Annotated in this window: 18 protein-coding genes; 11 read left to right on the top strand and 7 right to left on the bottom strand. The window is 65.9% G+C overall.

Annotated features, from left to right (window positions below):
* Positions 1 to 16: 16 nt before the first annotated feature.
* Positions 17 to 4,042 (top strand): DUF3683 domain-containing protein, encoded by a 4,026-nt coding sequence (locus tag GJG85_RS30520; protein ID WP_343300069.1) that lies wholly within the window; start codon positions 17 to 19, stop codon positions 4,040 to 4,042.
* 50 nt (positions 4,043 to 4,092) lie between these two features.
* Here the strand turns inward: GJG85_RS30520 and GJG85_RS30515 are convergent, their stop codons facing one another.
* Positions 4,093 to 5,052: a thioesterase domain-containing protein gene (locus GJG85_RS30515; RefSeq protein ID WP_143328928.1), complete on the bottom strand. Its 960-nt coding sequence runs from the start codon at positions 5,050 to 5,052 to the stop codon at positions 4,093 to 4,095.
* 96 nt (positions 5,053 to 5,148) lie between these two features.
* Here GJG85_RS30515 and GJG85_RS30510 point away from each other — a divergent pair, with 96 nt between their 5' ends.
* The 7 genes from GJG85_RS30510 to GJG85_RS30480 all read left to right on the top strand — a co-directional run bounded on the left by GJG85_RS30510 (position 5,149) and on the right by GJG85_RS30480 (position 11,538).
* A complete protein-coding gene (locus GJG85_RS30510) occupies positions 5,149 to 5,859 on the top strand; it encodes an ABC transporter ATP-binding protein (protein WP_050016640.1) in 711 nt (236 codons plus the stop codon).
* Positions 5,856 to 7,247 carry an FtsX-like permease family protein gene (locus GJG85_RS30505; RefSeq protein ID WP_050016639.1) on the top strand — a complete coding sequence of 464 codons (1,392 nt, stop codon included), beginning with the start codon at positions 5,856 to 5,858 and terminating at the stop codon, positions 7,245 to 7,247. The genes GJG85_RS30510 and GJG85_RS30505 overlap by 4 nt, the downstream gene beginning before the upstream one ends.
* A 61-nt stretch (positions 7,248 to 7,308) precedes the next feature.
* Positions 7,309 to 7,743: a FixH family protein gene (locus tag GJG85_RS30500; protein ID WP_235356274.1), complete on the top strand. Its 435-nt coding sequence runs from the start codon at positions 7,309 to 7,311 to the stop codon at positions 7,741 to 7,743.
* 59 nt (positions 7,744 to 7,802) lie between these two features.
* The gene (locus tag GJG85_RS30495) at positions 7,803 to 8,945 is read left to right on the top strand and encodes a DJ-1/PfpI family protein (protein WP_050016635.1); all 1,143 of its coding nucleotides are present in this window, start codon (positions 7,803 to 7,805) and stop codon (positions 8,943 to 8,945) included.
* Between the two features lie 128 nt (positions 8,946 to 9,073).
* Positions 9,074 to 9,841: an outer membrane lipoprotein-sorting protein gene (locus tag GJG85_RS30490; RefSeq protein ID WP_050016717.1), complete on the top strand. Its 768-nt coding sequence runs from the start codon at positions 9,074 to 9,076 to the stop codon at positions 9,839 to 9,841.
* Positions 9,838 to 11,109, top strand: coding sequence for a hypothetical protein (locus tag GJG85_RS30485; protein ID WP_235356273.1), 1,272 nt, complete (start codon positions 9,838 to 9,840; stop codon positions 11,107 to 11,109). Before GJG85_RS30490 ends, GJG85_RS30485 begins: the two co-directional genes overlap by 4 nt.
* Before the next feature lie 36 nt (positions 11,110 to 11,145).
* On the top strand, positions 11,146 to 11,538 hold the full coding sequence (locus tag GJG85_RS30480) for a RidA family protein (protein ID WP_050016632.1): 393 nt from the start codon (positions 11,146 to 11,148) through the stop codon (positions 11,536 to 11,538).
* 19 nt (positions 11,539 to 11,557) lie between these two features.
* Here GJG85_RS30480 and GJG85_RS30475 read toward each other — a convergent pair whose 3' ends face one another.
* The 6 genes from GJG85_RS30475 to GJG85_RS30450 all read right to left on the bottom strand — a co-directional run bounded on the left by GJG85_RS30475 (position 11,558) and on the right by GJG85_RS30450 (position 17,793).
* A complete protein-coding gene (locus GJG85_RS30475; RefSeq protein WP_235356272.1) occupies positions 11,558 to 12,829 on the bottom strand; it encodes a cytochrome c peroxidase in 1,272 nt (423 codons plus the stop codon).
* Between the two features lie 13 nt (positions 12,830 to 12,842).
* The gene (locus tag GJG85_RS30470) at positions 12,843 to 13,805 is read right to left on the bottom strand and encodes an amidohydrolase family protein (RefSeq protein ID WP_050016628.1); all 963 of its coding nucleotides are present in this window, start codon (positions 13,803 to 13,805) and stop codon (positions 12,843 to 12,845) included.
* Entirely contained in the window at positions 13,802 to 14,467 is a 666-nt protein-coding gene (locus tag GJG85_RS30465) for a GNAT family N-acetyltransferase (protein ID WP_050016626.1), read from the bottom strand. Before GJG85_RS30465 ends, GJG85_RS30470 begins: the two co-directional genes overlap by 4 nt.
* Positions 14,468 to 14,480: 13 nt before the next feature.
* The gene (locus tag GJG85_RS30460; protein WP_239469026.1) at positions 14,481 to 15,506 is read right to left on the bottom strand and encodes a cysteine synthase family protein; all 1,026 of its coding nucleotides are present in this window, start codon (positions 15,504 to 15,506) and stop codon (positions 14,481 to 14,483) included.
* A 159-nt stretch (positions 15,507 to 15,665) separates the two neighbouring features.
* Positions 15,666 to 17,516 carry an alpha/beta hydrolase gene (locus GJG85_RS30455; protein WP_204384698.1) on the bottom strand — a complete coding sequence of 617 codons (1,851 nt, stop codon included), beginning with the start codon at positions 17,514 to 17,516 and terminating at the stop codon, positions 15,666 to 15,668.
* Between the two features lie 10 nt (positions 17,517 to 17,526).
* Positions 17,527 to 17,793: a phosphopantetheine-binding protein gene (locus tag GJG85_RS30450; protein WP_050016620.1), complete on the bottom strand. Its 267-nt coding sequence runs from the start codon at positions 17,791 to 17,793 to the stop codon at positions 17,527 to 17,529.
* Positions 17,794 to 17,966: 173 nt separating this feature from the next.
* Here GJG85_RS30450 and GJG85_RS30445 point away from each other — a divergent pair, with 173 nt between their 5' ends.
* The 3 genes from GJG85_RS30445 (at position 17,967) to GJG85_RS30435 (ending at position 22,565) form a co-directional block, all read left to right on the top strand.
* Complete coding sequence (locus GJG85_RS30445; protein WP_050016614.1) at positions 17,967 to 18,713, top strand: iron-containing redox enzyme family protein; 747 nt, start codon at positions 17,967 to 17,969, stop codon at positions 18,711 to 18,713.
* Complete coding sequence (locus tag GJG85_RS30440; RefSeq protein ID WP_235356271.1) at positions 18,658 to 20,235, top strand: AMP-binding protein; 1,578 nt, start codon at positions 18,658 to 18,660, stop codon at positions 20,233 to 20,235. Before GJG85_RS30445 ends, GJG85_RS30440 begins: the two co-directional genes overlap by 56 nt.
* A gap of 68 nt (positions 20,236 to 20,303) precedes the next feature.
* A complete protein-coding gene (locus GJG85_RS30435) occupies positions 20,304 to 22,565 on the top strand; it encodes an AMP-binding protein (protein ID WP_050016612.1) in 2,262 nt (753 codons plus the stop codon).
* Positions 22,566 to 22,571: the final 6 nt, after the last annotated feature.

Below are 22,571 nucleotides of genomic sequence, written 5' to 3'. Positions count from 1 at the left end.
CATTTCATAGACGCCAATGAATGCCCGACTGCCAACCGTACAATTGCTGGAGCGTATTCGGGCAATAGCAGGATTGCATGAACCGTCGCGCAATATTCCGTATAACTACACGTCGTTTTCCGATCGCGAGATCGTGATCCGCCTGCTCGGCGAGGACGCGTGGGCGGTGCTCGACGAACTGCGCGCCGAGCGCCGCACGGGCCGCTCGGCACGGATGCTCTGCGAAGTGCTCGGCGACCTCTGGATCGTGCGCCGCAACCCGTACCTGCAGGACGACCTGCTCGATAACCGAAGGCGTCGCCGGTTCCTGATCGCCACGATGCATGATCGGCTGTCCGAAATTGCAAGGCGCCGTCGGGTGAGTGTGAGCGGATGGTACGACGACGCCGGCCGGGAACGCGCGTCGCGCGTCGAGATGCTCGAAACCGCCGCGCAGCGCGCGGTCGACGAATTCGCCGACGAATTCGACAAGATGGCCGAGCTGCGCCGCCGCGCGACCAAGGCGCTCGGCCGCTGCACGCAGAAGAACAACATCCGCTTCGACGGGCTGTCGCGCGTGTCGCACGTGACGGACGCGACCGACTGGCGCGTCGAATACCCGTTCGTCGTGCTGACGCCGGACACCGAAGCCGAGATCGCCGCGCTGATCAAGGCGTGCTTCGAGCTCGGCCTGACCGTGATCCCGCGCGGCGGCGGCACCGGCTACACGGGCGGCGCGGTGCCGCTCACGCCGTTCTCCGCGGTGATCAACACCGAGAAGCTCGAACAGCTCGGCGCGGTCGAACTGACCGAGCTGCCGGGCGTCGCGCACAAGGTGCCGACGATCTTCTCCGGCGCGGGCGTCGTCACGCGCCGCGTGACCGAGGCGGCCGAAGCGGCCGGCTACGTGTTCGCGGTCGATCCGACCTCGCTCGACGCGTCATGCATCGGCGGCAACGTCGCGATGAACGCGGGCGGCAAGAAGGCCGTGCTGTGGGGCACCGCGCTGGACAACCTCGCGTGGTGGCGAATGGTCGACCCGGACGGCAACTGGCTCGAAGTCACGCGCCACGAGCACAACCAGGGCAAGATCCACGACATCGCGGTCGCGCGCTTCGAGCTGAAGTGGTTCGACGGCGCATACGCGCCCGGCGAGAAGCTGCTCAAGACCGAGATGCTCGAGATCGAGGGGCGCCGGTTCCGCAAGGAAGGGCTCGGCAAGGACGTGACCGACAAGTTCCTCGCCGGCCTGCCGGGCGTGCAGAAGGAAGGCTGCGACGGGCTCATCACGTCCGCGCGCTGGGTGCTGCACAAGATGCCCGCGCATACGCGCACCGTCTGCCTCGAATTCTTCGGCCAGGCGCGCGAGGCGATCCCGAGCATCGTCGAGATCAAGGACTACCTGTTCGAGACGTCGAAGCAGGGCGGCGCGATCCTCGCGGGCCTCGAGCACCTCGACGAGCGCTACCTGCGCGCGGTCGGCTACGCGACCAAGAGCAAGCGCAACGCGTTCCCGAAGATGGTGCTGATCGGCGACATCGTCGGCGACGACGCCGATGCGGTCGCGCAGGCGACGTCCGAAGTGATCCGGATGGCGAACGGCAAGAGCGGCGAAGGCTTCGTCGCGGTCAGCGCGGAGGCGCGCAAGCGCTTCTGGCTCGACCGCAGCCGCACGGCCGCGATCGCGAAGCACACGAACGCGTTCAAGATCAACGAGGACGTCGTGATCCCGCTGAACCGGATGGGCGAGTACACCGACGGCATCGAGCGGATCAACATCGAGCTGTCGCTGAAGAACAAGCTGCAGCTGGTCGACGCGCTCGAGGCGTTCTTCAAGGGCGGCAACCTGCCGCTCGGCAAGACCGACGACGCGAACGAGATCCCGAGCGCCGAGCTGCTGGAAGACCGCGTGCAGCAGGCGCTGGAGCTGCTCAAGCGCGTGCGTGCGCGCTGGGAATTCGTGCGCGACCGGCTCGACCAGCCGCTGCGCGAGGCGCAGCACTACCTGGTGCAGCTCGGCTACGAGGCGCTCGCGGAGAAGTTCGCCGATCGCGCGGACGCGCAGCCGGGCGCGACCGTGTTCCACGTCACGCAGGATCGCACGGTCCGCATCTCGTGGAAGCAGGAGATCCGCGCGGAGCTGCGCGCGATCTTCAACGGCGGCGCGTTCAAGCCGATCCTCGACGAAGCGCAGGCGATCCACAAGCGCGTGCTGCGCGGCCGCGTGTTCGTCGCGCTGCACATGCATGCGGGCGACGGCAACGTCCACACCAACATCCCGGTCAACTCCGACAACTACGAGATGCTGCAGGACGCGCACGCGTCGGTGGCCCGCATCATGACGCTGGCGCGTTCGCTCGACGGCGTGATCTCCGGCGAACACGGGATCGGCATCACGAAGCTCGAGTTCCTGACCGACGACGAGATCGCCGAATTCCGCGCGTACAAGCAGCGCGTCGACCCGAACGGCCGTTTCAACAAGGGCAAGCTGCTCGACGGCGCCGATCTGCGCAACGCGTACACGCCCAGCTTCGGGCTGATGGGCTACGAGTCGCTGATCATGCAGCAGTCCGACATCGGCGCGATCGCCGATTCGGTGAAGGACTGCCTGCGCTGCGGCAAGTGCAAGCCGGTGTGCGCGACCCACGTGCCGCGCGCGAACCTGCTGTACAGCCCGCGCAACAAGATCCTCGCGACGTCGCTGCTGGTCGAGGCGTTCCTGTACGAGGAGCAGACGCGCCGCGGCGTGTCGATCAAGCACTGGGACGAGTTCAACGACGTGGCCGACCACTGCACGGTGTGCCACAAGTGCGCGACGCCGTGCCCGGTGAAGATCGACTTCGGCGACGTGACGATGAACATGCGCAACCTGTTGCGCAAGATGGGCAAGAAGAAGTTCAACGCGGGCAACGCGGCGGGGATGTTCTTCCTGAACGCGACCAATCCGCAGACGATCAACCTCGCGCGCGGCGTGATGATGGGGGTGGGCTACAAGGTGCAGCGCTTCGCGAACGACATGCTGAAGAAGGTCGTGACGAAGCAGACGCAGCACCCGCCGGCGACGACGGGCAAGCCGCCGGCGGTCGAGCAGGTGATCCACTTCGTGAACAAGAAGATGCCGGGCAACCTGCCGAAGAAGACGGCGCGGGCGCTGCTGGACATCGAGGACAACAAGATCGTGCCGATCATCCGCAACCCGAAGTCGACGACCGTCGATTCGGAAGCGGTGTTCTACTTCCCGGGCTGCGGCTCCGAACGGCTGTTCTCGCAGGTGGGGCTGGCCACGCAGGCGATGCTGTGGGAAGCGGGCGTGCAGACGGTGCTGCCGCCGGGCTACCTGTGCTGCGGCTATCCGCAGCGCGGCTCGGGGCAGTACGACAAGGCCGAGAAGATCGTCACGGACAACCGCGTGCTGTTCCACCGGGTCGCGAACACGCTGAACTATCTGGACATCAAGACGGTGGTGGTGTCGTGCGGCACGTGCTACGACCAGCTGGCGGGGTATGAATTCGACAAGATCTTCCCGGGGTGCCGGATCATCGACATCCACGAGTTCCTGCTCGAGAAGGGGATGAAGCTCGACGGGGTGACGGGCACGCGCTACATGTATCACGACCCGTGCCATACGCCGATCAAGACGATCGACCCGGTGAAGCTTGTCAACGAGCTGATGGGCGCGGAGAAGGACGGCTACAGGATCGAGAAGAACGATCGCTGCTGCGGGGAGTCGGGCACGCTGGCGGTCACGCGGCCGGACGTGTCGACGCAGGTGCGCTTCCGCAAGGAAGAGGAGATCCGCAAGGGCGCGGCGAAGCTGCGTGCGATTCCGGTGATGGCGGGCGATGCGCCGGCGCCGGCCGCCGCGGGCGCGAACGGCCCGGACGTGAAGATCCTGACGAGCTGCCCGTCGTGCCTGCAGGGGCTGTCGCGCTACAACGAGGACGCGAACCTGGAGGCCGACTACATCGTGGTGGAAATCGCGCGTCAGGTGCTCGGCGAGAACTGGATGGCCGATTATGTCGCACGGGCGAACCATGGCGGGATCGAGCGCGTGATGCTGTGACGCAATGACCTCGCAAACAAGGCGGGCGCAACCGGTTCCCTGTATCGAGACTATGCGTGCGCGGCCAGCGTCGCGACAACGTGATCCTGGAGCTCGCGCTCCCGGGCATGGATGAAGAAATGATCGCCGTCGAACCGATGAAGCGAGAACGGCCCGCCGCTGTAGCGGCGCCATTCGCGCAGCGCGTCGATGTCGACATGCGGATCGTGCAGGCCGCCAAATACGGTCAGCCCGCAGCGCAACGCGAAAGGCGTATCGGTGCGATAGCCTTCGGCGAGCGCCAGATCGGCTCGCAGCGCACGCAGGAAATGCCGAAGCCAGTCCGGCTCCGACAGCAACGCATCCGGTGTGCCGCCCATCGTCTTCAGCCAGTCGATGAGGTCCGGTTCCGGCAACCGATGAATCGCTAACGGACGAGGGACGACATGCGGCGCACGGTGCGCCGCGCAGAATGCGTGAATGGGCCCGCGAAGCCGTCGTCGGTCGAGTTCCCTCAGCCATTCGATACCGACGACACTGCCGAAACTGTATCCGAAGGTGCCGAACGGTTTGTCGAGGAGCCCGTGCGCGGCGGTGGCCAATGCATCCGTCATCGCATCCAGCGACGTGGGCGGCGCTTCCGAGAAGCGCGTCTGGCGCCCAGGCAGTTCGACCGCCACGACTTCGATCCAGTCGGGCAGTTCGAGCGCCCAGCGCCGATAGAGCAGCGAGCCGGCACCGGCGTACGGGAAGCAGAACAGCCGGTGCGTGGCCGCGGGTTGGGGGCGATGCAGGATGAACCAGGGCGTGATCTTGACTGGCATGCCGATTGAGAGCGGAAGTCGTGACGCGTCGCAGCCGCGATCCGATCCGGGGCGGCGCGCCGATGACGGTGCAGCGTAATCGCAAGGGCCGGCGACGGGTGCCGTCCGACGGTACAGGTTGACGATCCCTCCCGGCCGTGATTGTTCGCGAATGCGGGGCGCGACATGCGATCCCGGCATCGGGTTCGCGCCCGGATGCTGCCCCAACGAACAGGTTTTTCCCTACACGCAAGTTGGTATTCTGCGCTGCGCGATCGTCCTGCACCGTGCTGTCGCGGCCCGCCAACTTCGTACATCGAGACCATGAACGCCGTAATACTCGAAGCCGTTGAAAAGTCGTATCTGATGGGTTCCGTCAACGTGACCGCGCTGCGCGACGTCACGCTCGACATTCGCGACGGAAAACTGACCGTCATCGCCGGTGCTTCCGGTAGCGGGAAGTCGACGTTGCTGAATCTCGTCGGATGCGTGGACCGGCCCGACCGCGGCCGCATCGTCGTGGCGGGCGAAGACGTCGGTCGTTTGTCGGACGACGCACTGTCCGATTTTCGTGCGCGACGGCTCGGTTTCGTCTTCCAGAACTTCAATCTGCTGCCGGTGCTCACGGCGCACGAAAACGTCGAATATCCGCTGCTTCTCGCGGGCACGCGATTGACGGAGTCCGAACGTGCACTGAAGGTGCGGGACATGCTCGATGCGGTCGGCCTCGCGGACAAGGCGCATCACCGTCCGGGACAGATGTCCGGCGGTCAGCGGCAACGCGTCGCGATCGCACGCGCACTCGTTGCGTCGCCGAACCTCGTGCTGGCGGACGAGCCGACCGCCAATCTGGACAGCAAGACCGGTCAGCAAATCATCGCGCTGATGCGGCGGTTGCAACGGGAGCGGCGCGTGTCGTTCGTGATTTCGTCGCACGATCCGCAGGTCATCGCGGCAGGCGACGACGTCGTTCACATTGCCGACGGGATCGTGTCCGACGTGACACGCACCGACGACCAGGAGGCGTTCGCATGAAGACTTTTTCGCTCGCGCTCCGCAATCTGCTGCGCAACCGTCGCCGCTCGATCACGACCCTGCTCGCGATGATCGTCGGCGCGCACGCGGTGCTGCTGTTCGGCGGCTATACGCGCAACATCACGTACGGTCTGCAAACCGATTACGTGAAGTACGGCGGCCACCTGCAGATCGAACGCAAGGGGTTCTACGAGTTCGGTAGCGGCAATCCTTCCGCGTACGGGATCGACAACTACGAGGCGATCATCGATGCGGTGAAGGCCGATCCGGAACTGGCGACGATGGTGCTCGTCGCGACGCCCACGCTGCAGTTGCAGGGTATCGCGGGCAACTTCGACGCGGGGTTGTCGCGTACCGCGCTCGCGCTCGGCGTGCGCGTCGACGACCAGAACCGGATGCGAGCGTGGAACGACTATCAGTTCCCCGTGACGATCCCGCCGATGGCGCTGACCGGCACGACCGGCGACGCAGCCGTGATCGGGACGGGCCTCGCGCGCGTGCTCGAACTGTGCGGGCCGCTCAAGGTACCCGACTGCCACCCGCCCAGGAAGCCCGCGGATACCACGCCGGCTTCGCCGCTTCCGGGCGACATCGCGGCCCTTGCCGAGGGGACGCGTGCGGCGCCGGTTGCCGCGGCGGACGGTCGGCGGATCGAACTGCTTGCGGCGACCGCGCGCGGTGCGCCGAACGTGGCGGAACTGCAGGTCGTGAAGGCGGAGCGGCAGGGCATCAAGGAATACGACGACATGTACGTCGGCCTGCATCTCGCGCAAGCGCAACGACTCGTCTACGGCACCGAGCGGCCGATGGCGACGGCGATCGTCGTCCAGTTGCGCCACACGTCGGATTTGCCGGCCGCGAAGGCGCGGATCGAGACGCTGCTGAAAACGAAATTCGCGGGTACGGACACGGAAGTCGTCGACTACACGGTGCTGAACCCGTTCTATGGTCAAGCGCTTGCGATGTTCGCGACGCTGTTCGGTTTCGTCGCGCTCCTGATCGCCGCGATCGTGCTGTTCACCGTCGGCAACACGATGAGCACCGCGGTGTTCGAACGCACGGTCGAAATCGGCACGCTGCGCGCGATGGGATTGCGCCGTGCGGGCGTACGTCGCCTGTTCCTGTGCGAAGGGTTGCTGCTCGGCGTGATCGGCGCGGTGCTGGGCGTCGCCAGCGCGGCGTTGCTCGCCGGCGTCATCAACGTCAGCGGTCTGACGTGGACGCCGCCGGGCCGCTCGCCGGTGCCGCTGATCATTCGTGTGTGGGGCGAGAACGACCTGATCGTCGGGACCGCGATCGGCCTGCTCGTGGTGGCGATGCTTTCCGCGTTGCTGCCCGCGCGCCGCGCGTCGCGAATGGAGATCGTCGATGCGCTCCGCTATGCGTGATCGAACGATCGGATCGGCCATCGATGAAATGTCGATGAAATCGATTCGTCGGCGGATTGTCATGTTAGCCTTCGCCGGGAGTGGCATCGCGATGCTCGGCGCATGTGGCGCACCGGCCGAGCAGCCGGCGCCCGCGGGTCTGAATTTGTCGCTGACGCAAGCGACGGCGTCGGGCGCGTACGTCGTGACACTCGAACCGCCGACGACACCGCCGCCGCTGAACCGGATCCATGCATGGACCGTGATCGTGAAGCGTGCATCGGGCGAGCCCGTGCGCGGTGCGCGCATCGATGTCGGTGGCGGGATGCCTCAGCACGGGCACGGTCTGCCGACGCGCCCTCGCGTGATCGACGGCGACGCGAACGGGACGTATCGACTGCAAGGGATGAAGTTCAGCATGCCCGGCTGGTGGACGATCACGTTGAAGGTCCGGGACGCGCAGCGCGACGACGACGTGACGTTCAACGTCGTGTTGCCGCCGGCGGCGGCGTCATGACGGTCGACACGGGCGCCATGCCCGATTACTGGATGAGTTCCATACACGGAGAGGCTTCAATGCGAAAAGTCATGTTGTACTGGATGATGGTGCTGCTCGCGCCGTTTGCATCGGGTATCGCGAACATGGCCCATGCGGGGCCGGCGAGCGAAGCGTCGGCGCCGGCCGCCGCCGCGCCCGCGGCGGCACGCGCGGACCGGCTGCCCGCGTATCAGCCGCGCTTCGGGCGCACGCGCCCGATCGTCGCCGTCGTCGGCGAAAACTACTATACCGAGCTGACCGATTACGTCGTTCCCTATGGGATCGTGGCCGAATCGGGCGCGGCGGATCTCGTCGCGCTTGCGACGAAACCGGGCCCCATCCGGATGTTCCCGGCACCGATGAACGTCATTCCGGACGAAACCACTGCCCAGTTCGATCAGCGCGTGCCCGAAGGGGCCGACTATGTGATCGTGCCGGCCGTGCATCGCGACAGCGATCCGGCGCTGCTGGCGTGGGTGGCCGAGCAGGCGAAGAAGGGCGCGACGATCATCGGCGTGTGCGACGGCGTCTGGGTGGTCGCCCGTGCGGGGCTGCTGGAAGGCCGCCGTGCAACCGGGCACTGGTATTCGATGAACGATCTCCGCAAGAAGTTTGCCGATACGCGCTGGGTCGACGGCAAGCGTTACGTTGCCGATGGCAAGGTCGTCACGACGACCGGCGTCACCGCGACGATTCCGGTATCGCTTGCGCTCGTCGAGGCGCTCGCGGGGCGCGAACGTGCGCTGCAGGTCGCCGAGCGGCTCGGACGCCCTGCATGGTCGTCCGAGATCGCGAGCGACCGCTTCAACCTCGGCTTGCCGGCGATGGCCACGATCGCAACCAACTACGTGTCGTTCTGGTCGCATGAGGACTTCGGTATCCCGATCGCGCCGGGTGTCGACGAAATCGCGCTCGTGCTCGAGGCCGACGCGTATTCCACGACGTTCCGCTCGACCGCCTACACGGTGGCCGCGAACCGCGAACCCGTGCGCACCCGGCGCGGGTTGACGATCGTTCCCGACCGCGTGGCCGGCGTCGACGCGCCGACGCGGATGTTGTCCGCGCCGATCACGCGCTATCCGTTGCATGCGCTCGATGCATCGCTGAATGCGATCTCGTCCGAATTCGGCAAGCGCACGGCCGCATGGGTCGCACTGCAGATGCAGTATCCGGGCTACTGAGCGGCACACCGCAGCGTTACCCCGTTCCTCCCCAAGCCTGTCGGTTTTCCACCCGTTTTTCGGGTGGGAGCCGAACTCGTCCCTGTCATTCCGTAATTGCTCCGGAGATTCCGATGCAGACGCATTCGATGGCGCGCCTGTCCGCCGCCGCGATCCTCGCACTCGCCTGCTGTACCGCACACGCCGCGCCCGATCCGCAACGCATCCTCGCCGCGAGCGATGCCGTTCGCAACCCGAGCGAACCGTTCACGCTGAACGTCACGCTGACCCAGTACACCGACGGCAAGCAAACGGATTCGAACGCACTGACCGCCTATTCGCGGATCAACCCGACGAGCGGTCAGTTTCGCAGCCTGATTCGATTCGCCGCGCCGGCGCGCGATGCGAACAAGCTGATGCTCAAGAGCGGCAACGATCTGTGGTTTTTCGATCCGGCAAGCAAGGCGACGATCCGCATTTCGCCGCAGCAACGGCTGCTCGGGCAGGCGTCGAACGGCGACGTGGTCACCGTCAATTTCGCACAGGGATATCGTGCCCAGGTCGAGGCGGAGGAGGACGTGCAGGACGGCGAGCGCCAGATGCGCCGTGCGTACCGGCTGAAGCTGGTCCAGAGCGTATCCGACATGACGTATCACTCGATTGAAATGTGGATCGATACGACGGACTCGCGCCCCGTGAAGGCACGGTTCTTCAGCGAAAGCGGCAAGCTTCTCAAGACCGCGTTCTATCGGCGCTTTCAGCAGCAGCTCGGTGCGTTGCGGCCCACCGAGATCGTGATCATCGACGGGCTCAATCCGAATCTCGTGACCGTGATGCGATATGCGGACTACGTGGCGAAGGAGATTCCGGATGCCTGGTTCCAGTCCGATTTCATGGCGCGTTTCCAGCCTGAATGATGACGCGCATCGGCATCGCCTGTATCGCGTTGGCCGGCATGGCGGGCGTATGCCATGCCAACGACGCGGAAGAGGCCGGGCTGGCGCTGGCCGACGCGACGCCGGTGCAGAAGGTCGACGACGGCAAGTACCAGTTCAGTCTTGAACCGGGCCTGCGCTTCGCCACCTTGCGCCCGGGCGGCACGCGGACGGCCACGCGGCTGTCGCTCGACCTGACGGCGCGTCACGCATTCTCGAACGGCTGGGGCATCAGTCTTGCAGACCGACTCGACCTGAACGGTCCGTGGCGCTTCGATGGCGACTCGGGCGCGATCAACACGCTGAAGGAACTGTATGTGGACGGCCGCGTAGGCAGCGGCAGCACGCTGCTGCAGGCCGGTCGCGTCAATGTGCGGCTCGGCGTTGCGACCGGCTACAACCCCACCGACTTTTTCCGCGACAACGCGGTTCGTTCCGTGACCTCGGTGGATCCCGCGAGCCTGCGCGAGAACCGGCTCGGTACGGTGATGCTGCGCGGCCAGCAATTGTGGGCAGACGGTTCCGTCAGTGCGCTCGTCGCGCCGCGGATAGCGGATCGCTCCACCGACGCATCGTTCTCGCCGGACTTCGGCGCAACGAATCAGCGCACGCGCTGGATGCTTCAGTTCACCCAGCGCATCATCTCGGATCTGTCGCCGCAGATCGTGATCTACGATGACGGAAAGCCCGGCAGTTCGCCGCAATTCGGTGTCAACCTGGTTCATCTCGTCAACAATGCGTGTGTCGGCTACGTCGAGTGGTCGGGCGGGCGAGGGCCGTCGACGCTGGCGCGTGCGCTTGGGCAGCCGTACGGCGATGTCGCGTTCCGCTGGAAACTCGCAACCGGTGCGACTTGCACGACGTCGCGCAATCTTTCCGTCACGCTGGAATACGACCGGGACGGCGCCGCGCTCGACCGTGCGGGTTGGCAGGCGCTGCGCAATGGCCCGCCGGCCGGCTACGCCGCGTATCGAACGCTGGCGGCCGCCCAGCAGGACCCGACGACCCGCGACGGGCTCTTCGCGATGATCAGGTGGCAGGACGCGTGGATCCAGCGTCTGGATCTCTCCGGTTTCGTCAGGTTGAACCTCGCCGATCGCAGCCGGCTCACATGGCTCGAGGCGCGTTATCGCTTCGCCAGAACCGATGTCGCGCTGCAATGGCAGATCAATGCGGGCGCGTCGTCGACCGAATATGGCGCGCTGCCTCAGTCGAATCTCTTCCAGTTGCTCGTCAAGCACTATTTGTGACGCGGCAGCGCCACCTGCTTCAAGGAGAAGCACTGCATGAAACACTATGTGACCTCGGGCCATGAACTGCCGCAGTGGCCGTCGCCGATCAGCCATGCGGTGGTCGCGAACGACACCTGTTATCTCAGCGGCCAGCTTTCGCTGGATGCCGACGGCCGCTATGTGCCCGGTACGCCGGCCGAAGAAGCGCGGCGCGCGTTCGCGAACCTGTTCCGTGCGATCGAGGCGGCGGGATTCAGCCCGCGGGATCTCGTGTTCGTCGACATCGCGTTCTCCGACCTCGGTGCGCTCGCGGACGTGAACGGGGTTTATGCCGACCTGTTTCCCGCGGATCGCCGGCCGGCGCGAACCGTCTATCAGGCCGCTGCGTTGCCGTTTGGCGGCCAGGTCAAGGTGATGGGCGTCGCCGTTCGCGACGCGTCGCGCTGACGCACGACGGCGCGGACGATCAGCGCTCGACGATGGGGCCGGAAAACGCGCCGAGCAGCGCGACGAGCTGCCGTTGCTCGTCATCCGACAACGCGATCCTTTTCAGTTCGCTATGCCCGATCGCGGCCGCGGGCGCGTCCGCGTAGTGGCGCATCACCGCGTCCAGCGACGCGAACTGACCCGCGTGCATGTACGGCGGCCGCAGCGCGACGTTGCGCAGGCTCGGCGTCTTGAACGCGCCGAGCATGTGCGGATCGTCGGTCGAGATGAACTGCAACTCGTCGCACTGCTCGGGCTTCGCGTCGCTGAACGGCCCCATGCAGTTGAATTCGTCGTGCAACACCTTGGCGACCGCCGCCGCGCGACCGGGATCGGCAGCCGTTCCGCTACGTGGCGGTACGCCGATGTTGTGGAACTGCCGGTCGCTCAGCATGGGCCCGGTGTGGCAGGTCATGCATTGGCCTTTGTTCACGAACAGGCGCAGGCCTGCTTTCTCGGTCGGCGTCAGCGCGGCCAGCTTGGCCGGGTCGCCGGTCCGGACGCCGTCGACATAGGTATCGAAGCGTGAAGGCCCGTATTGAAGCGTCGCTTCGTACGCCGCGATCGCCTTGCCGAGATTCGCGAACACGCGCGACACGTCGGTGCGGGTGCGTTCGTCGAGTCGCTGCCACACCGCTTTCTCCGCGTCCGTGCCGAGCGGGCCGCCGTCACGGGGCAGCGCGCTCAGGTCGGGCAGCGGTCCGAACAGCGGCTCGTAAGCGTCGCGGTAGTGCTCGGCAAGCACATGGGCGGCGCGCAGCCGGGTGCCGCCGTGTTCGTTGTGATCCTCGATCGGCCCGATCGCCTGCGACCACATACTATCCTTGCGGCCATCCCAGAACAGCCACGGCGCATCGGTCATGCCGACGACGGGCATCGTGCGACGCACGCCGATGCCCAGGCCGATTGCCAGCGGTCGGCCGTCTTCGAACTGGCGATCGGTGGTGTGGCAGCTTGCGCAGGCGATCGCGCCGTTTCGGCTGAACCGCGGATCGGAGAACAAACGCTTGCCAAGCTGCGCCGCCGGTGCGGACGTGGCCACGCGATTCGACGGGTCGACTTTGACGACGACGTTCGCGGGCAGGCGCATCGATTCGAGCTGCGCCCGTTCGTCGGCGCGCCAGTGGTCCGGCGCGTCGGCGGTTTCCGCCATCGCGTCGGCGCGATGCCCCGGCCATGCGGTCCAGACGAGCAGCGCGCCGATCATCGACGCAGCGGCGAGCCCATAGTGCGTGCGGGACGGCCGTCGCATGCGACGGCCGGAATCACGCGACCGCATCGATCGTGCGCGATGCCGGCAGCAGCGCACGCGTATTGCCCGACATCAACCACTTGCGTTGCACCGGCGCGACCGCCGCGAGCGGGCCATCGGCGGCGAGGAACTGCTCCATGACCTTGCGGTGGCCGCCCGAGTTGCGAAAGACCGGCCAGTCGGTGCCGAACAGAATCTTGTGATTGATGTTCATGCGGAACAGCTCCGCGAGCGCGACCGACCACCCCTGCGGATGCTGCGAGCCGAGAAATGCGCTGACGTCGAGATACACGTTGGGTCGATACGCGCACTGTCGCGCGCAAGCGTCGACGTGATGGACGGCGCCGTGCGCGAGGATGAAGTTCACGTCGGGAAAATCGAACGCCGCGCGATCGAGCAGATCCGGGTGCGAGTACGCAAACTCGAGCGCCGGGCTGGTCGGCCCCACGTGCAGAAGCACCGGCAACCGGTGGGCGCGACAGATTTCGTACAGCGGGTACAGGCGCTTGTCGCTGGGGCTGTAGCCGCACGGCGGATAGAGTTTCAATCCGGAGAAGCCGTACTCGACCACGCCTTTCTCGAACAACGCGACACCGTCCGCGCCCCAACGCGGATCCATGCCGCCGAAAACGTGAAAGCGCTCGCCGTGACGCTGCAGAATTGCATGATGCTCGGCATACATCTCGGCGATCGTGAGGTCGCTTTTCATCACGTACGTGAAATCGGGCAGCAACACCACGGCCTGCTCGATCCCGGCCGACGTCATGTCGGCCACCAGTGCATCGCCGAAGTGGTCCTGGCTTTGCGCGAGATAGGTATCGAGCAGTTCCGATCGCGATTTCCGTACGCCGTTGGCGACGAGCCGGACATGAACGTTGGCGCAGAATCCCTCGAGGAACGCAGTGGGGATGAAGCGCGTCGACGCGATGTGGCAGTGCGAGTCGATGATCGGCCCGTCGTAGATGGCGTGGCTCATGCCGTTGCTTTGACGGGGGCGGTGCGGTCGGCGTCGCGACCGGTGAGCATGCCGAGCGCGCGTTCCTTGAGGTCGGCCACGCGCTGCATCATGAAGTGGCCGGCATGCATCTTCCCGTTCGCGCGGGCGTAGTCCGGCAACGTGCCCCACGTCTGAAAACCGTAGTGTTCCCATACGCGGTGAGCGGGCGTGCCGTCTCGCACGTCGAGCGTCAACAGTTCGACATTGTCCCGATCGCATTGCAGCGCGATCTCGACGAACGCGGCAGGCAGCACGCCACCGCCGCGACAGGCGTCGTGGATCATGCCTTTCGCGAGATCGGTGATATGGCGATTGTTGGGGTTCAGGTTGCGGCGCAACGTGCACAGGCCGATCAGCTGCCCGGTGTTCGCGAAGATCGTCAGCAGGCGCACCTTTTCCGCGGCGAGATTCGAGCGCAGTTCGTCGAGATAGCGGCTCGCTTCCGCGTCCGTGATCGTTTCGGCGAAGCCGATGATCGGCGCGCTTTCGCTCGTGCGCCGCATCAGTTCGACGATCTGCGCGCCCAACGTATCGTCGACGGCGTTCGTCCAGCGATAGGTGACGTGCGTGACGTTGGCCTTCGGCAACGCGATCGGATACTGCGCGCCGTCGGCAAGCAAGGTACGGATGGAGTCGTTCATGGGTGTCCCTGGATCACGTGGTTTCGAGGGCCACGGCGCTTTCGGCGCGTGGCGGGGGCGCGTCGGTGCACAGGTCGTCGAGCACGGCCTGGAGGCCATGATCGACCAGCCACTGATCGTCGTAGATCGTGTCGAGATACTTGGTGCCGCTATCGGGGAAGACGAGCACGATGTTGGCCGGACCTTGCAAGGTGGCGACGTAGCGACGCGCGGCCTGCGCGATGGCGCCGGACGAACCGCCGAGCAGCAACCCTTCGTCGAGCGCGAGGCGACGACAGCCGACGAACGCATCGCGATCGACGATGCGCATCGTTTCGTCGACGAGATGAATCAGGATGTTGCCGGGCTGAAAACTGAGCCCCGCGCCGTTCTGCAGATGCGGCCGGTAGGTGCCGCCGAACACGACCGAGCCGTCGGGCTCGACACCGATCACGCGGGTGGCCGGGTCGCGCTCCTTCACATAGCGTGCGATGCCGCTCAGATGGCTGCCGGTGCTCGCGGACACGATCACGGCGTCGAGCCGGTCGGCGAGCTGGGAGACGATTTCGGGCCCGGTGGAGTAATAGTGGGCGTCGATCGCGGCCGGATTGTTGTACTGATCGAGGTTCACGCAATTCGGCACGCTCGCGGCAATCGCCTTCGCGACCGCAATGCGCTTGCGCTGATAGCTGCCCGTCTCGTCGGGGTGTTCGACCATCTCGACCTCTCCGCCGAATGCGCGCACGAGATTCGCATTCGTCTTCGGCGTCTTCGGATCGAGCACGCAAATGAAGCGATAGCCGCGCGTGGCGCACAGCATCGCAAGTGCGTGCCCCATGTTGCCCGACGTCGATTCGACGATCGACCAGCCCGGCTTGAGGCCATGGTCGCGCTCGGCCTGGCGGAGCAACTGCAGCGCGCTCCGGTCCTTCACGCTGTTGCCGGGGTTGTAGCACTCGAGCTTTCCATACACGCGGATTCGCCTGTGTTCATTCGACAGGCTTTTCAGATACAGCAGCGGCGTATCGCCGATCAGTTCGACTAGGCTGTTTGCGTACATTCGACATCTCCGACCAGCGGGTTGGCGTTGGCTTGTGCGTCGTTTGCGAGTTGTACGACGCGATCGGCCGCGTGTGATCCGGCTTGCTTCACAGTGCGACTTTAGTGATCGATGCCCGGGGCCTGTAACTGTCCGAACGGGCATCGGAAGGCGCGTGCGTCACAGTTCGCCCGATTCCATCTCTGTCTCCCTCTCCCTCTCGCCGCGGTCGGCCGCAGGGAGGACGCGCAGTCTCGGATGCGGCAGTGCGTCGGGTGTCAGCGCCCGATCGCCGACGAACGCGCCAACGAGTTGCGCGAGCAGCGCCGCATTCTGCTGAACCATGTGATGACTGCCGGCCTGGAGCTCGATCTGGATCGGGCGAAGCTGGGCCGACGTAATGGCTCGCGCACGAATCGCGCAGGTCATTTCGTCGTATTCGCCGGTCACGAGCAGCGCGGGGATGCCGGCGATCGATCCGTCGCGTTCGGCTTCGATCCGATGGGCGCGGAAATTCAGCAGTTGCTGGCTGTATTCGATCATGTTCGCCGCCGACACGAACGGCGCGTGCAGCCAGTGACGGGTCGCCGAATCGGGTAGCGCGAACATCGATGCGTGGCCGCCTTCGCGTGCGTCGCTGCGTGCCCGCTTCTCCAGGAGCCCGATCATCGATTTGGCCATGCTGTCCGCGGCCTTCGGCATGCGCGCGACGAGCGAGCACATCGTATTGAGATTGTTTTCGTACGCGCTGTCGGCGCCGTCGTAGTCCTGCGCGCCGGCAAACGACGGCGCGATCAGGCTCATCGACGCGATGCGGCCGGGCAGTGCGCGCGCCAGCGCCAGCGCATATCGGGCGCCTCCGCACCAGCTCGCGACGTGAATCGCGTCGATCCCCTCGACGTCGAGCAATTCAGCCACGCTGCGCGCGTAGCGGTCCGGCGCATCGGGGCTCGAATAGTACGCGCGTGTCAGTCCTGCATCGGCTGACGCATCGCTCGCGTCGTCCGCCAGATAGAGCGAAAAATCCGGCGCCAATCCGGCCGCGAAGTCGTGCCACACGTCGTGCGGGATGCCGAATGCGTTGATGAGCAGCATGGCCCGCGAGCCGCGCCCGGCATTCAGATACCGATGCCCGCTGCCGGTCGTGATCCGGCGCGCGGACGGCAGGTCGACAAACCGGGGCGCGTCGCGCCTTTCGTGCCGGGCCGCGTGAGCGGCGACGCGTGAAGCGATCCGGGCTTGCCAGTCGAAGCCGTCGCAGCGTAGTCGGTGAGAACGGATGTCGGTCGGGGGAACGTGCGCGTCATCCGCGTATCCCAGCATGTGCTCGGCGTGCTTCAGATTCGTTTCGAGCAGCGCGAGAACGGCGTCGGAGCCGGCCTCGTCGGCATCGCTTCGCGTCGGAATGGGCACCCTTTGCGCGACGCTTTCGGCGAGTTCGCGCCAAGCAATACGCCGATCGCCATGCACGACGTGAAGGCCGGGCGACGCTTGCGTCGCAAGCCAGGCCAGCACCGCTTCAGCCGTCAGCAGGCAGGCCGCGCCGGCTGTTTCGGCAGGCAACGCCAGCGGCTCTTGCTCGAAGTACGTGTCGACGCGGCGGCGTACCTCGAACACGGTTTCGGCGACCGCGTCGGCGAGCGTGTCGAGTGACGCCAGCGATAGCGTACCGGCTTCGCCGATGGCGGCCGTGCCGTCCGCGAGCGCGTCGCCGAGTACGACGATGCATGCGTTCGCAACGGATGCGGACGCAACGTCGAGCGCGGCCGACAGGAGGCGGGGCAAGGACGCGAATTCGCGCGTGCGGCGAATCTCGGGATCGTCGACGACGACGGCGAGCTGCCCGGAACCGGGCGCGTTCAATGCGTCGCGAAGCCGAGCGATGCGCGGGTACGCACCGAGTGCCGTAGTCGCATCGCCGGCATCGGCCGCTGCGCGCAGCGCGGCGAGGTCGCTGGCATCCAGCAGGCAGATACGGTCGTCGCCGCCGGCCGACGGCATCCTGCATGCGTCGTGCGGATGATCGTTCATCGTCATCTCGTTACGCTTTCACGGACAACAGCATTTCCACCAGATCAACCGCATCGCCGATGGTTTCGAGGTTCGCGACCTGTTCCGTGTGCGATGCGAAGCTGATGCCGAGCCGATCCTCGGTCAGCGCCATCAGCGACAGCAGCGAGATCGAATCGAGCATCAGATCCGACGTCAGCGACGTTTCCCGCGTCAGCATGTCCGGCGCAATATCGAGCGCAGCAATCTGCGGAATCAGTTCGGTAAGCGTAGCGAACACGTTCGCGTGGTCGTCCATCGGATTCTCCAAGTGCCGTAGGGGTTCCGCTTTATAGCGTCAAGCCACCGCACTGCCTACCTGCACTGACGTACAGGGTTGGCGCAGCAAGGGAAACACTCGCCCGAACGGACAGGTTTCAGTCTTGAAAGCGGCCATTACATTGCCGGTTACCTCACCGACAGGGAACGATCATGACCCTCACCAAAGAAGCCGTGCTGATGGACAAAGCGACGTTTTCGCGCGCGCTGCGCGAAACGCTGGACGAGCAGCTCACGCTCGATCACCCGATCTTCGCGGAGTTGTTCACGCCGCAGAAAAACTGGCGCTTGCTGAAGATCATCTCGCTCGAGGGATACCAGATCACCCGGTACTTTCTCGAGTACATCGAGAACCTGTACTTCCGCTGCCCGTTCCCCGACCACAAGCGCCGGCTGCTGTACAACCTGTTCGAAGAGGAAACCGGGCGCTTCTCGAAAACGAAGAACCATGTCGAGCTCATGGAAGACTTCATTCGCGCGCAAAACATCAGCGACGAGGAGCGCGATGCGTGGACGCCGTCCGCGGCCACGCGCGAGTTGATCGACTATCGCCTCGAGAACTGCAAGGGCGAGGGTACCTACCATATCGGCGCCGCCGCGGTGATGATCGCGAGCGAAGGGCAGAGCCTGGAAACCCGTGCGGGCGACGCGCGCCACTCGATTCTGGCGAAGTGCTACGGGCTCACCGAGGAAGACACGCGATTCTTCTCGGTTCACCAGAAAGAGGACGTCGCGCACGTCGCCGAGGGCATCTCGCTCGTGACCGACCTGTGCACGACCGTGGAGATGCAACAGGAAGCGCTGTTCGCGGTGCGCCACACGTGCAAGCTGTTCTGGAACATGTATGAAAGCGCCGCGCAAAAGTACTACGCGTCCGCCGAGGGCGTCGCGCACGCGTGACGGGACAACGCCGATGATGACCTTCGACGATCTAGTCGCGCGCTTGCGCGACAGCAGTCATACGCTGACCTTTGTCGACGACAAGGGCGCCGAAACCGTCCGGACCTTCCACGAACTGTTCGAAGACGTGCTCGCCACGGTCGAGCGCGGCAAGACAATCGGCCTCGTACCCGGGGCGCGCGTCGGCATCGCGGCCCCGAACGGCTATCCGTGGATGGTGTGGGATCTGGCGTGCATCGAGCTCGGCTGCGTTTCGGTCGCGTTTCCGAACGATGGCCTGCTCGACACGTGCGACGCGTTGATCGAGCGCTACCAGCTGAGTGTGCTGGCAGTAGACGCACGATGGATCGATGCCGGCGAGACGATTGCCGGGCGCGTCGTGGATATCGATCCCGCCAGCCGCGGCGATTCGCACGCGCGCATCGAGCCGGTGCGGGTCGAGCATATGCCCGATACCCATTCGTTGGTGTTCAGTTCGGGCACGACGGGCAGGACCAAAGGGCTCGTGATGAGCCGCCGCGGCACCGCGCACTTGCTCGGTCTGTATGGCGACGCATTCGGCGTCGCACCGGGCGAGCGGTTCCTGACGTTCTTGCCGTTCGCGAACTATCAGCAACGGATGACGTACTACTTCTGCCTGTATCACGGGGTCGATCTCGTGTCGGTGCCGTTCCACGGACTCTTTCCGGGGCTCAAGCGGCACCAGCCGACGTTCGTGATCGCACCGCCGGTGCTGTACGAGACGCTGCATACGCTGGCGCGCGCGGCTGCCGGGCCCGGCAGCGATCCGTCGACGCTCGCCGAGCGACTGAGCGCGCTGACCGGCGGCAACATCCGCTACATGGTCACCGGGATGGCGCCGATCAAGCGCGCGGCGCTCGATTTCTTCTGGGATTGCGGGATCGCGCTGTACGAGGCGTTCGGGATCACCGAGGCCGGCATGGTTGCGTGGAACAAGCCCGGGCAGGTACGCGTCGGTACGGTCGGCCAGCCGGCGGAGCCGGGCAGCGTCTCGTTGCTGGAGGACGGCGAAGTCGTCGTCACACGGAACGCCCTGCTGTCGCTCGGCTACTTCGATGCGCCGGAAGAGGACAGTCGCGCGACATTCATCGCACCGAATGCGGTCGCGACGGGCGACATTGCCGAATTCGACCGCGACGGCTTTCTGCGCGTCGTCGGGCGCAAGAAGGACGCGATCATCACGAGCAACGGCGAGAAATTCCATCCCGAGCCGATCGAGGCGCTGTTGTATCGCGATCCGCGCGTCGACGTGGCCGTCGTGATGGCGGGCCCGCAAGCGGGGCTCAGCGTCGTCATCGCGACACGCCGGCCGGACGATCCCGACGTCACCGACGCGCTGCGCGAACTCGTCCGCGCGGTCAACGGCACGCTGCCCGCACAACGGCAACTGGTGAAGGTGATTTTCACCGACCGCGCGTTCGACGTCGAAGGCGGATTGCGCACGCGCAACCTCAAGCTCAATCGCCGCGCGATCGCGGACGCGTTCCTGCGACACGCATGAGATCACCCCCCGTGCGCAAGCCGCCGCCTTTGCGCGGCGGCGCGCACGGACCTCATTCTGGATACACCATGACGACGCATCCGAATCCGAACGTGTTTCAGATGGAAGTCGAACCGACCTCCATCATCGAGACGCTCGCCCATCACACCGAGCGAGACCCCGACCGCGTCGCGCTGACCATCCTGCGCGACGGCGAGGCGATCGAAAGCGAAAGCACGTTCGGCGATCTGCATGCCGGCATGATGCGCGTGGCGCGCGGACTCGCGCAACTGACCGAGCCGGGCGCTCGCGTGCTGCTGCTGTTGCCGACGAGCGCCGAGTTCGTCTGCACGTTCTATGGATGCCTGGCATCGGGGCGCGTCGCCGTGCCGGCCTATCATCCGCAGCAGGTGCGCAAGGTCGCGCAATGGGCGAAGCTGCACGCGATTGCCGACAATTGCGGCGCCACGCTGATCGTCGCGCCGGCGACCTCGGTCGAGACCATCGAGACCCTGCGCGCGACGCAGCAGCTGTTCACCGGCTGCCAGCTCGTCACGTACGAAGCGCTCGTCGACGCGGGTGCGAAGGACACGTCGGCGTTGCCGCGCATGCCGGCGCTGGACGATCTTGCGTTTCTTCAATACACGTCCGGATCGACGGGCACGCCGAAGGGCGTGATGATCACGCACGGCAACATCATCGACAACCAACGGTCGATCGCGCTGCTGATGCAGCACGATCGCGACACGCGCATGCTGTCGTGGCTGCCGCTGTATCACGACATGGGACTGTCGATGCCGTTGCAACTGGCGTCGATCGGGCTTTCAGTGGTGCTGATGTCGCCCGTTGCGTTCGTCCAGCAGCCGGGGCGATGGTTGCGCGCGATTGCCGCACACCGTGCGACGACGTCCGGCGGGCCGAATTTCGCGTATGCGCTTGCCGCGGCCGCCCTCGACGGAAGCGACGACGGCGGCCGGCTCGATCTGTCCAGCTGGCGGGTGGCGTTCTGCGGCGCGGAGCCGATTCATCGTCAGACCGTCACCGACTTTATCGACGCCGCAAGCCCGCACGGCTTCGCTCCTGGGTCGTTCTATCCGTGCTACGGGATGGCCGAGGCGACCCTGATCGTATCGGGTGTCCCTTACGGTGAAGGCGCCCATTATCTGGACGTCGACAACGTGAAGCTTGCCGCAGGCATCGTCGAACCGGTTCAGCCCGGCGCCGCGAACGCGAAGAGCCTCGTGTCGTGCGGCGGCACGGCGCCCGGCACCGAGATCCGGATCGCAGGGCCCGATGGTTGCCCGGTGGCCGACCCGAACGGCGTCGGCGAAATTTGGGTGCGCGGCGGCGCGATCGGCGTGGGCTACTACGGCAACCCCGAAGCGACACGGTCGACGTTCGGCGCGCATGTCGATGACGAGCCTGGCGCCCGTCCGTTCCTGCGCACCGGCGATCTGGGCGCGATCGTCGACGGCCGCCTGTACGTGACCGGCCGCGTGAAGGACATGCTGATCGTTCGCGGGCGCAACCTGTATCCGCAGGATATCGAGGCGTGCGTGCAGGACGCGGTGCCGGCGTTGCGCCGCGGGTGCGGCGCCGCCGTATCGGTGCAGGCGGACGGCGAAGAGAAGCTCGTGCTCATCCAGGAAGTCGGGCGCACCGCGCGCCGCACGCTGGACCTCGACGCCACGCTGCGCGCGATGGTGGTCGCGATCGGCGAGGACTTCGGGGTCACGCCGCACGCGATCGTGCTGGTCGAGCCGGCAACCATCGAAAAGACTTCCAGCGGCAAGATCGCGCGTGCGCTGTGTCGTCGTGCGTATCTGCAAGGCGAACTGCGGGCCGTCGCCAGCTGGACCGATGGCGCCTATGCGATGGATGCGGGCGCGGCGCGTGACGGTGCGGTGGCGCCGGCTGTCGCCGAGGTTGCGCCCCATTCCGAATCGACGCTGATCGAGCGCGAAATCGCGGACCGGATCGTACGGATCGTCGCCGAGCGGCTCAAGATCGCCGAGGCGCAAGTGTCGCGCACGGCCGCGTGGGTCGAGATGGGTTTCGACTCGATGAGCGCGCTCCAGTTTTCGTTGAAGGTGCAGCACACGATCGGGCTGACGTTCGACGCCGCCGTGCTGTGGGACTGTTCGAACGTCGAGCAGCTTGCCGCGCATCTGGCGCGCATGCAGGGCGCGGCCGATGCGTTGCGATCGAGCGACGCGCCCGCACCGGCCGCCGCGCACGCGCGTTCCGCGTCGGTCGTCGACGGCGCCGACGCGCCGCCTACCCGGGAGCAGCTTGCGGCGCTCTCCGACGCGCAGGCCGAAGCGCTGCTGCTGAAAGCGCTGCAGGGCTGAGCCGAT

Source organism: Burkholderia sp. MS389 (genome assembly GCF_016899425.1).
In the GTDB taxonomy this organism is placed as follows: domain Bacteria; phylum Pseudomonadota; class Gammaproteobacteria; order Burkholderiales; family Burkholderiaceae; genus Burkholderia; species Burkholderia sola.
The sequence above is the reverse complement of the archived record's forward strand: the minus strand, read 5'-3'. Positions and strand labels throughout refer to the sequence as shown.

Bases quoted from the DNA above. Each gene is read 5' to 3' on its own strand.
- GJG85_RS30520 (WP_343300069.1), top strand. From the start codon at position 17: ATGAATGCCCGACTGCCAACCGTACAATTGCTGGAGCGTATTCGGGCA.
- GJG85_RS30510 (WP_050016640.1), top strand. From the start codon at position 5,149: ATGAACGCCGTAATACTCGAAGCCGTTGAAAAGTCGTATCTGATGGGT.
- GJG85_RS30505 (WP_050016639.1), top strand. From the start codon at position 5,856: ATGAAGACTTTTTCGCTCGCGCTCCGCAATCTGCTGCGCAACCGTCGC.
- GJG85_RS30500 (WP_235356274.1), top strand. From the start codon at position 7,309: ATGTTAGCCTTCGCCGGGAGTGGCATCGCGATGCTCGGCGCATGTGGC.
- GJG85_RS30495 (WP_050016635.1), top strand. From the start codon at position 7,803: ATGCGAAAAGTCATGTTGTACTGGATGATGGTGCTGCTCGCGCCGTTT.
- GJG85_RS30490 (WP_050016717.1), top strand. From the start codon at position 9,074: ATGGCGCGCCTGTCCGCCGCCGCGATCCTCGCACTCGCCTGCTGTACC.
- GJG85_RS30485 (WP_235356273.1), top strand. From the start codon at position 9,838: ATGATGACGCGCATCGGCATCGCCTGTATCGCGTTGGCCGGCATGGCG.
- GJG85_RS30480 (WP_050016632.1), top strand. From the start codon at position 11,146: ATGAAACACTATGTGACCTCGGGCCATGAACTGCCGCAGTGGCCGTCG.
- GJG85_RS30475 (WP_235356272.1), bottom strand. From the start codon at position 12,829: ATGCGACGGCCGTCCCGCACGCACTATGGGCTCGCCGCTGCGTCGATG.
- GJG85_RS30470 (WP_050016628.1), bottom strand. From the start codon at position 13,805: ATGAGCCACGCCATCTACGACGGGCCGATCATCGACTCGCACTGCCAC.
- GJG85_RS30465 (WP_050016626.1), bottom strand. From the start codon at position 14,467: ATGAACGACTCCATCCGTACCTTGCTTGCCGACGGCGCGCAGTATCCG.
- GJG85_RS30460 (WP_239469026.1), bottom strand. From the start codon at position 15,506: ATGTACGCAAACAGCCTAGTCGAACTGATCGGCGATACGCCGCTGCTG.
- GJG85_RS30455 (WP_204384698.1), bottom strand. From the start codon at position 17,516: ATGAACGATCATCCGCACGACGCATGCAGGATGCCGTCGGCCGGCGGC.
- GJG85_RS30450 (WP_050016620.1), bottom strand. From the start codon at position 17,793: ATGGACGACCACGCGAACGTGTTCGCTACGCTTACCGAACTGATTCCG.
- GJG85_RS30445 (WP_050016614.1), top strand. From the start codon at position 17,967: ATGACCCTCACCAAAGAAGCCGTGCTGATGGACAAAGCGACGTTTTCG.
- GJG85_RS30440 (WP_235356271.1), top strand. From the start codon at position 18,658: ATGAAAGCGCCGCGCAAAAGTACTACGCGTCCGCCGAGGGCGTCGCGC.
- GJG85_RS30435 (WP_050016612.1), top strand. From the start codon at position 20,304: ATGACGACGCATCCGAATCCGAACGTGTTTCAGATGGAAGTCGAACCG.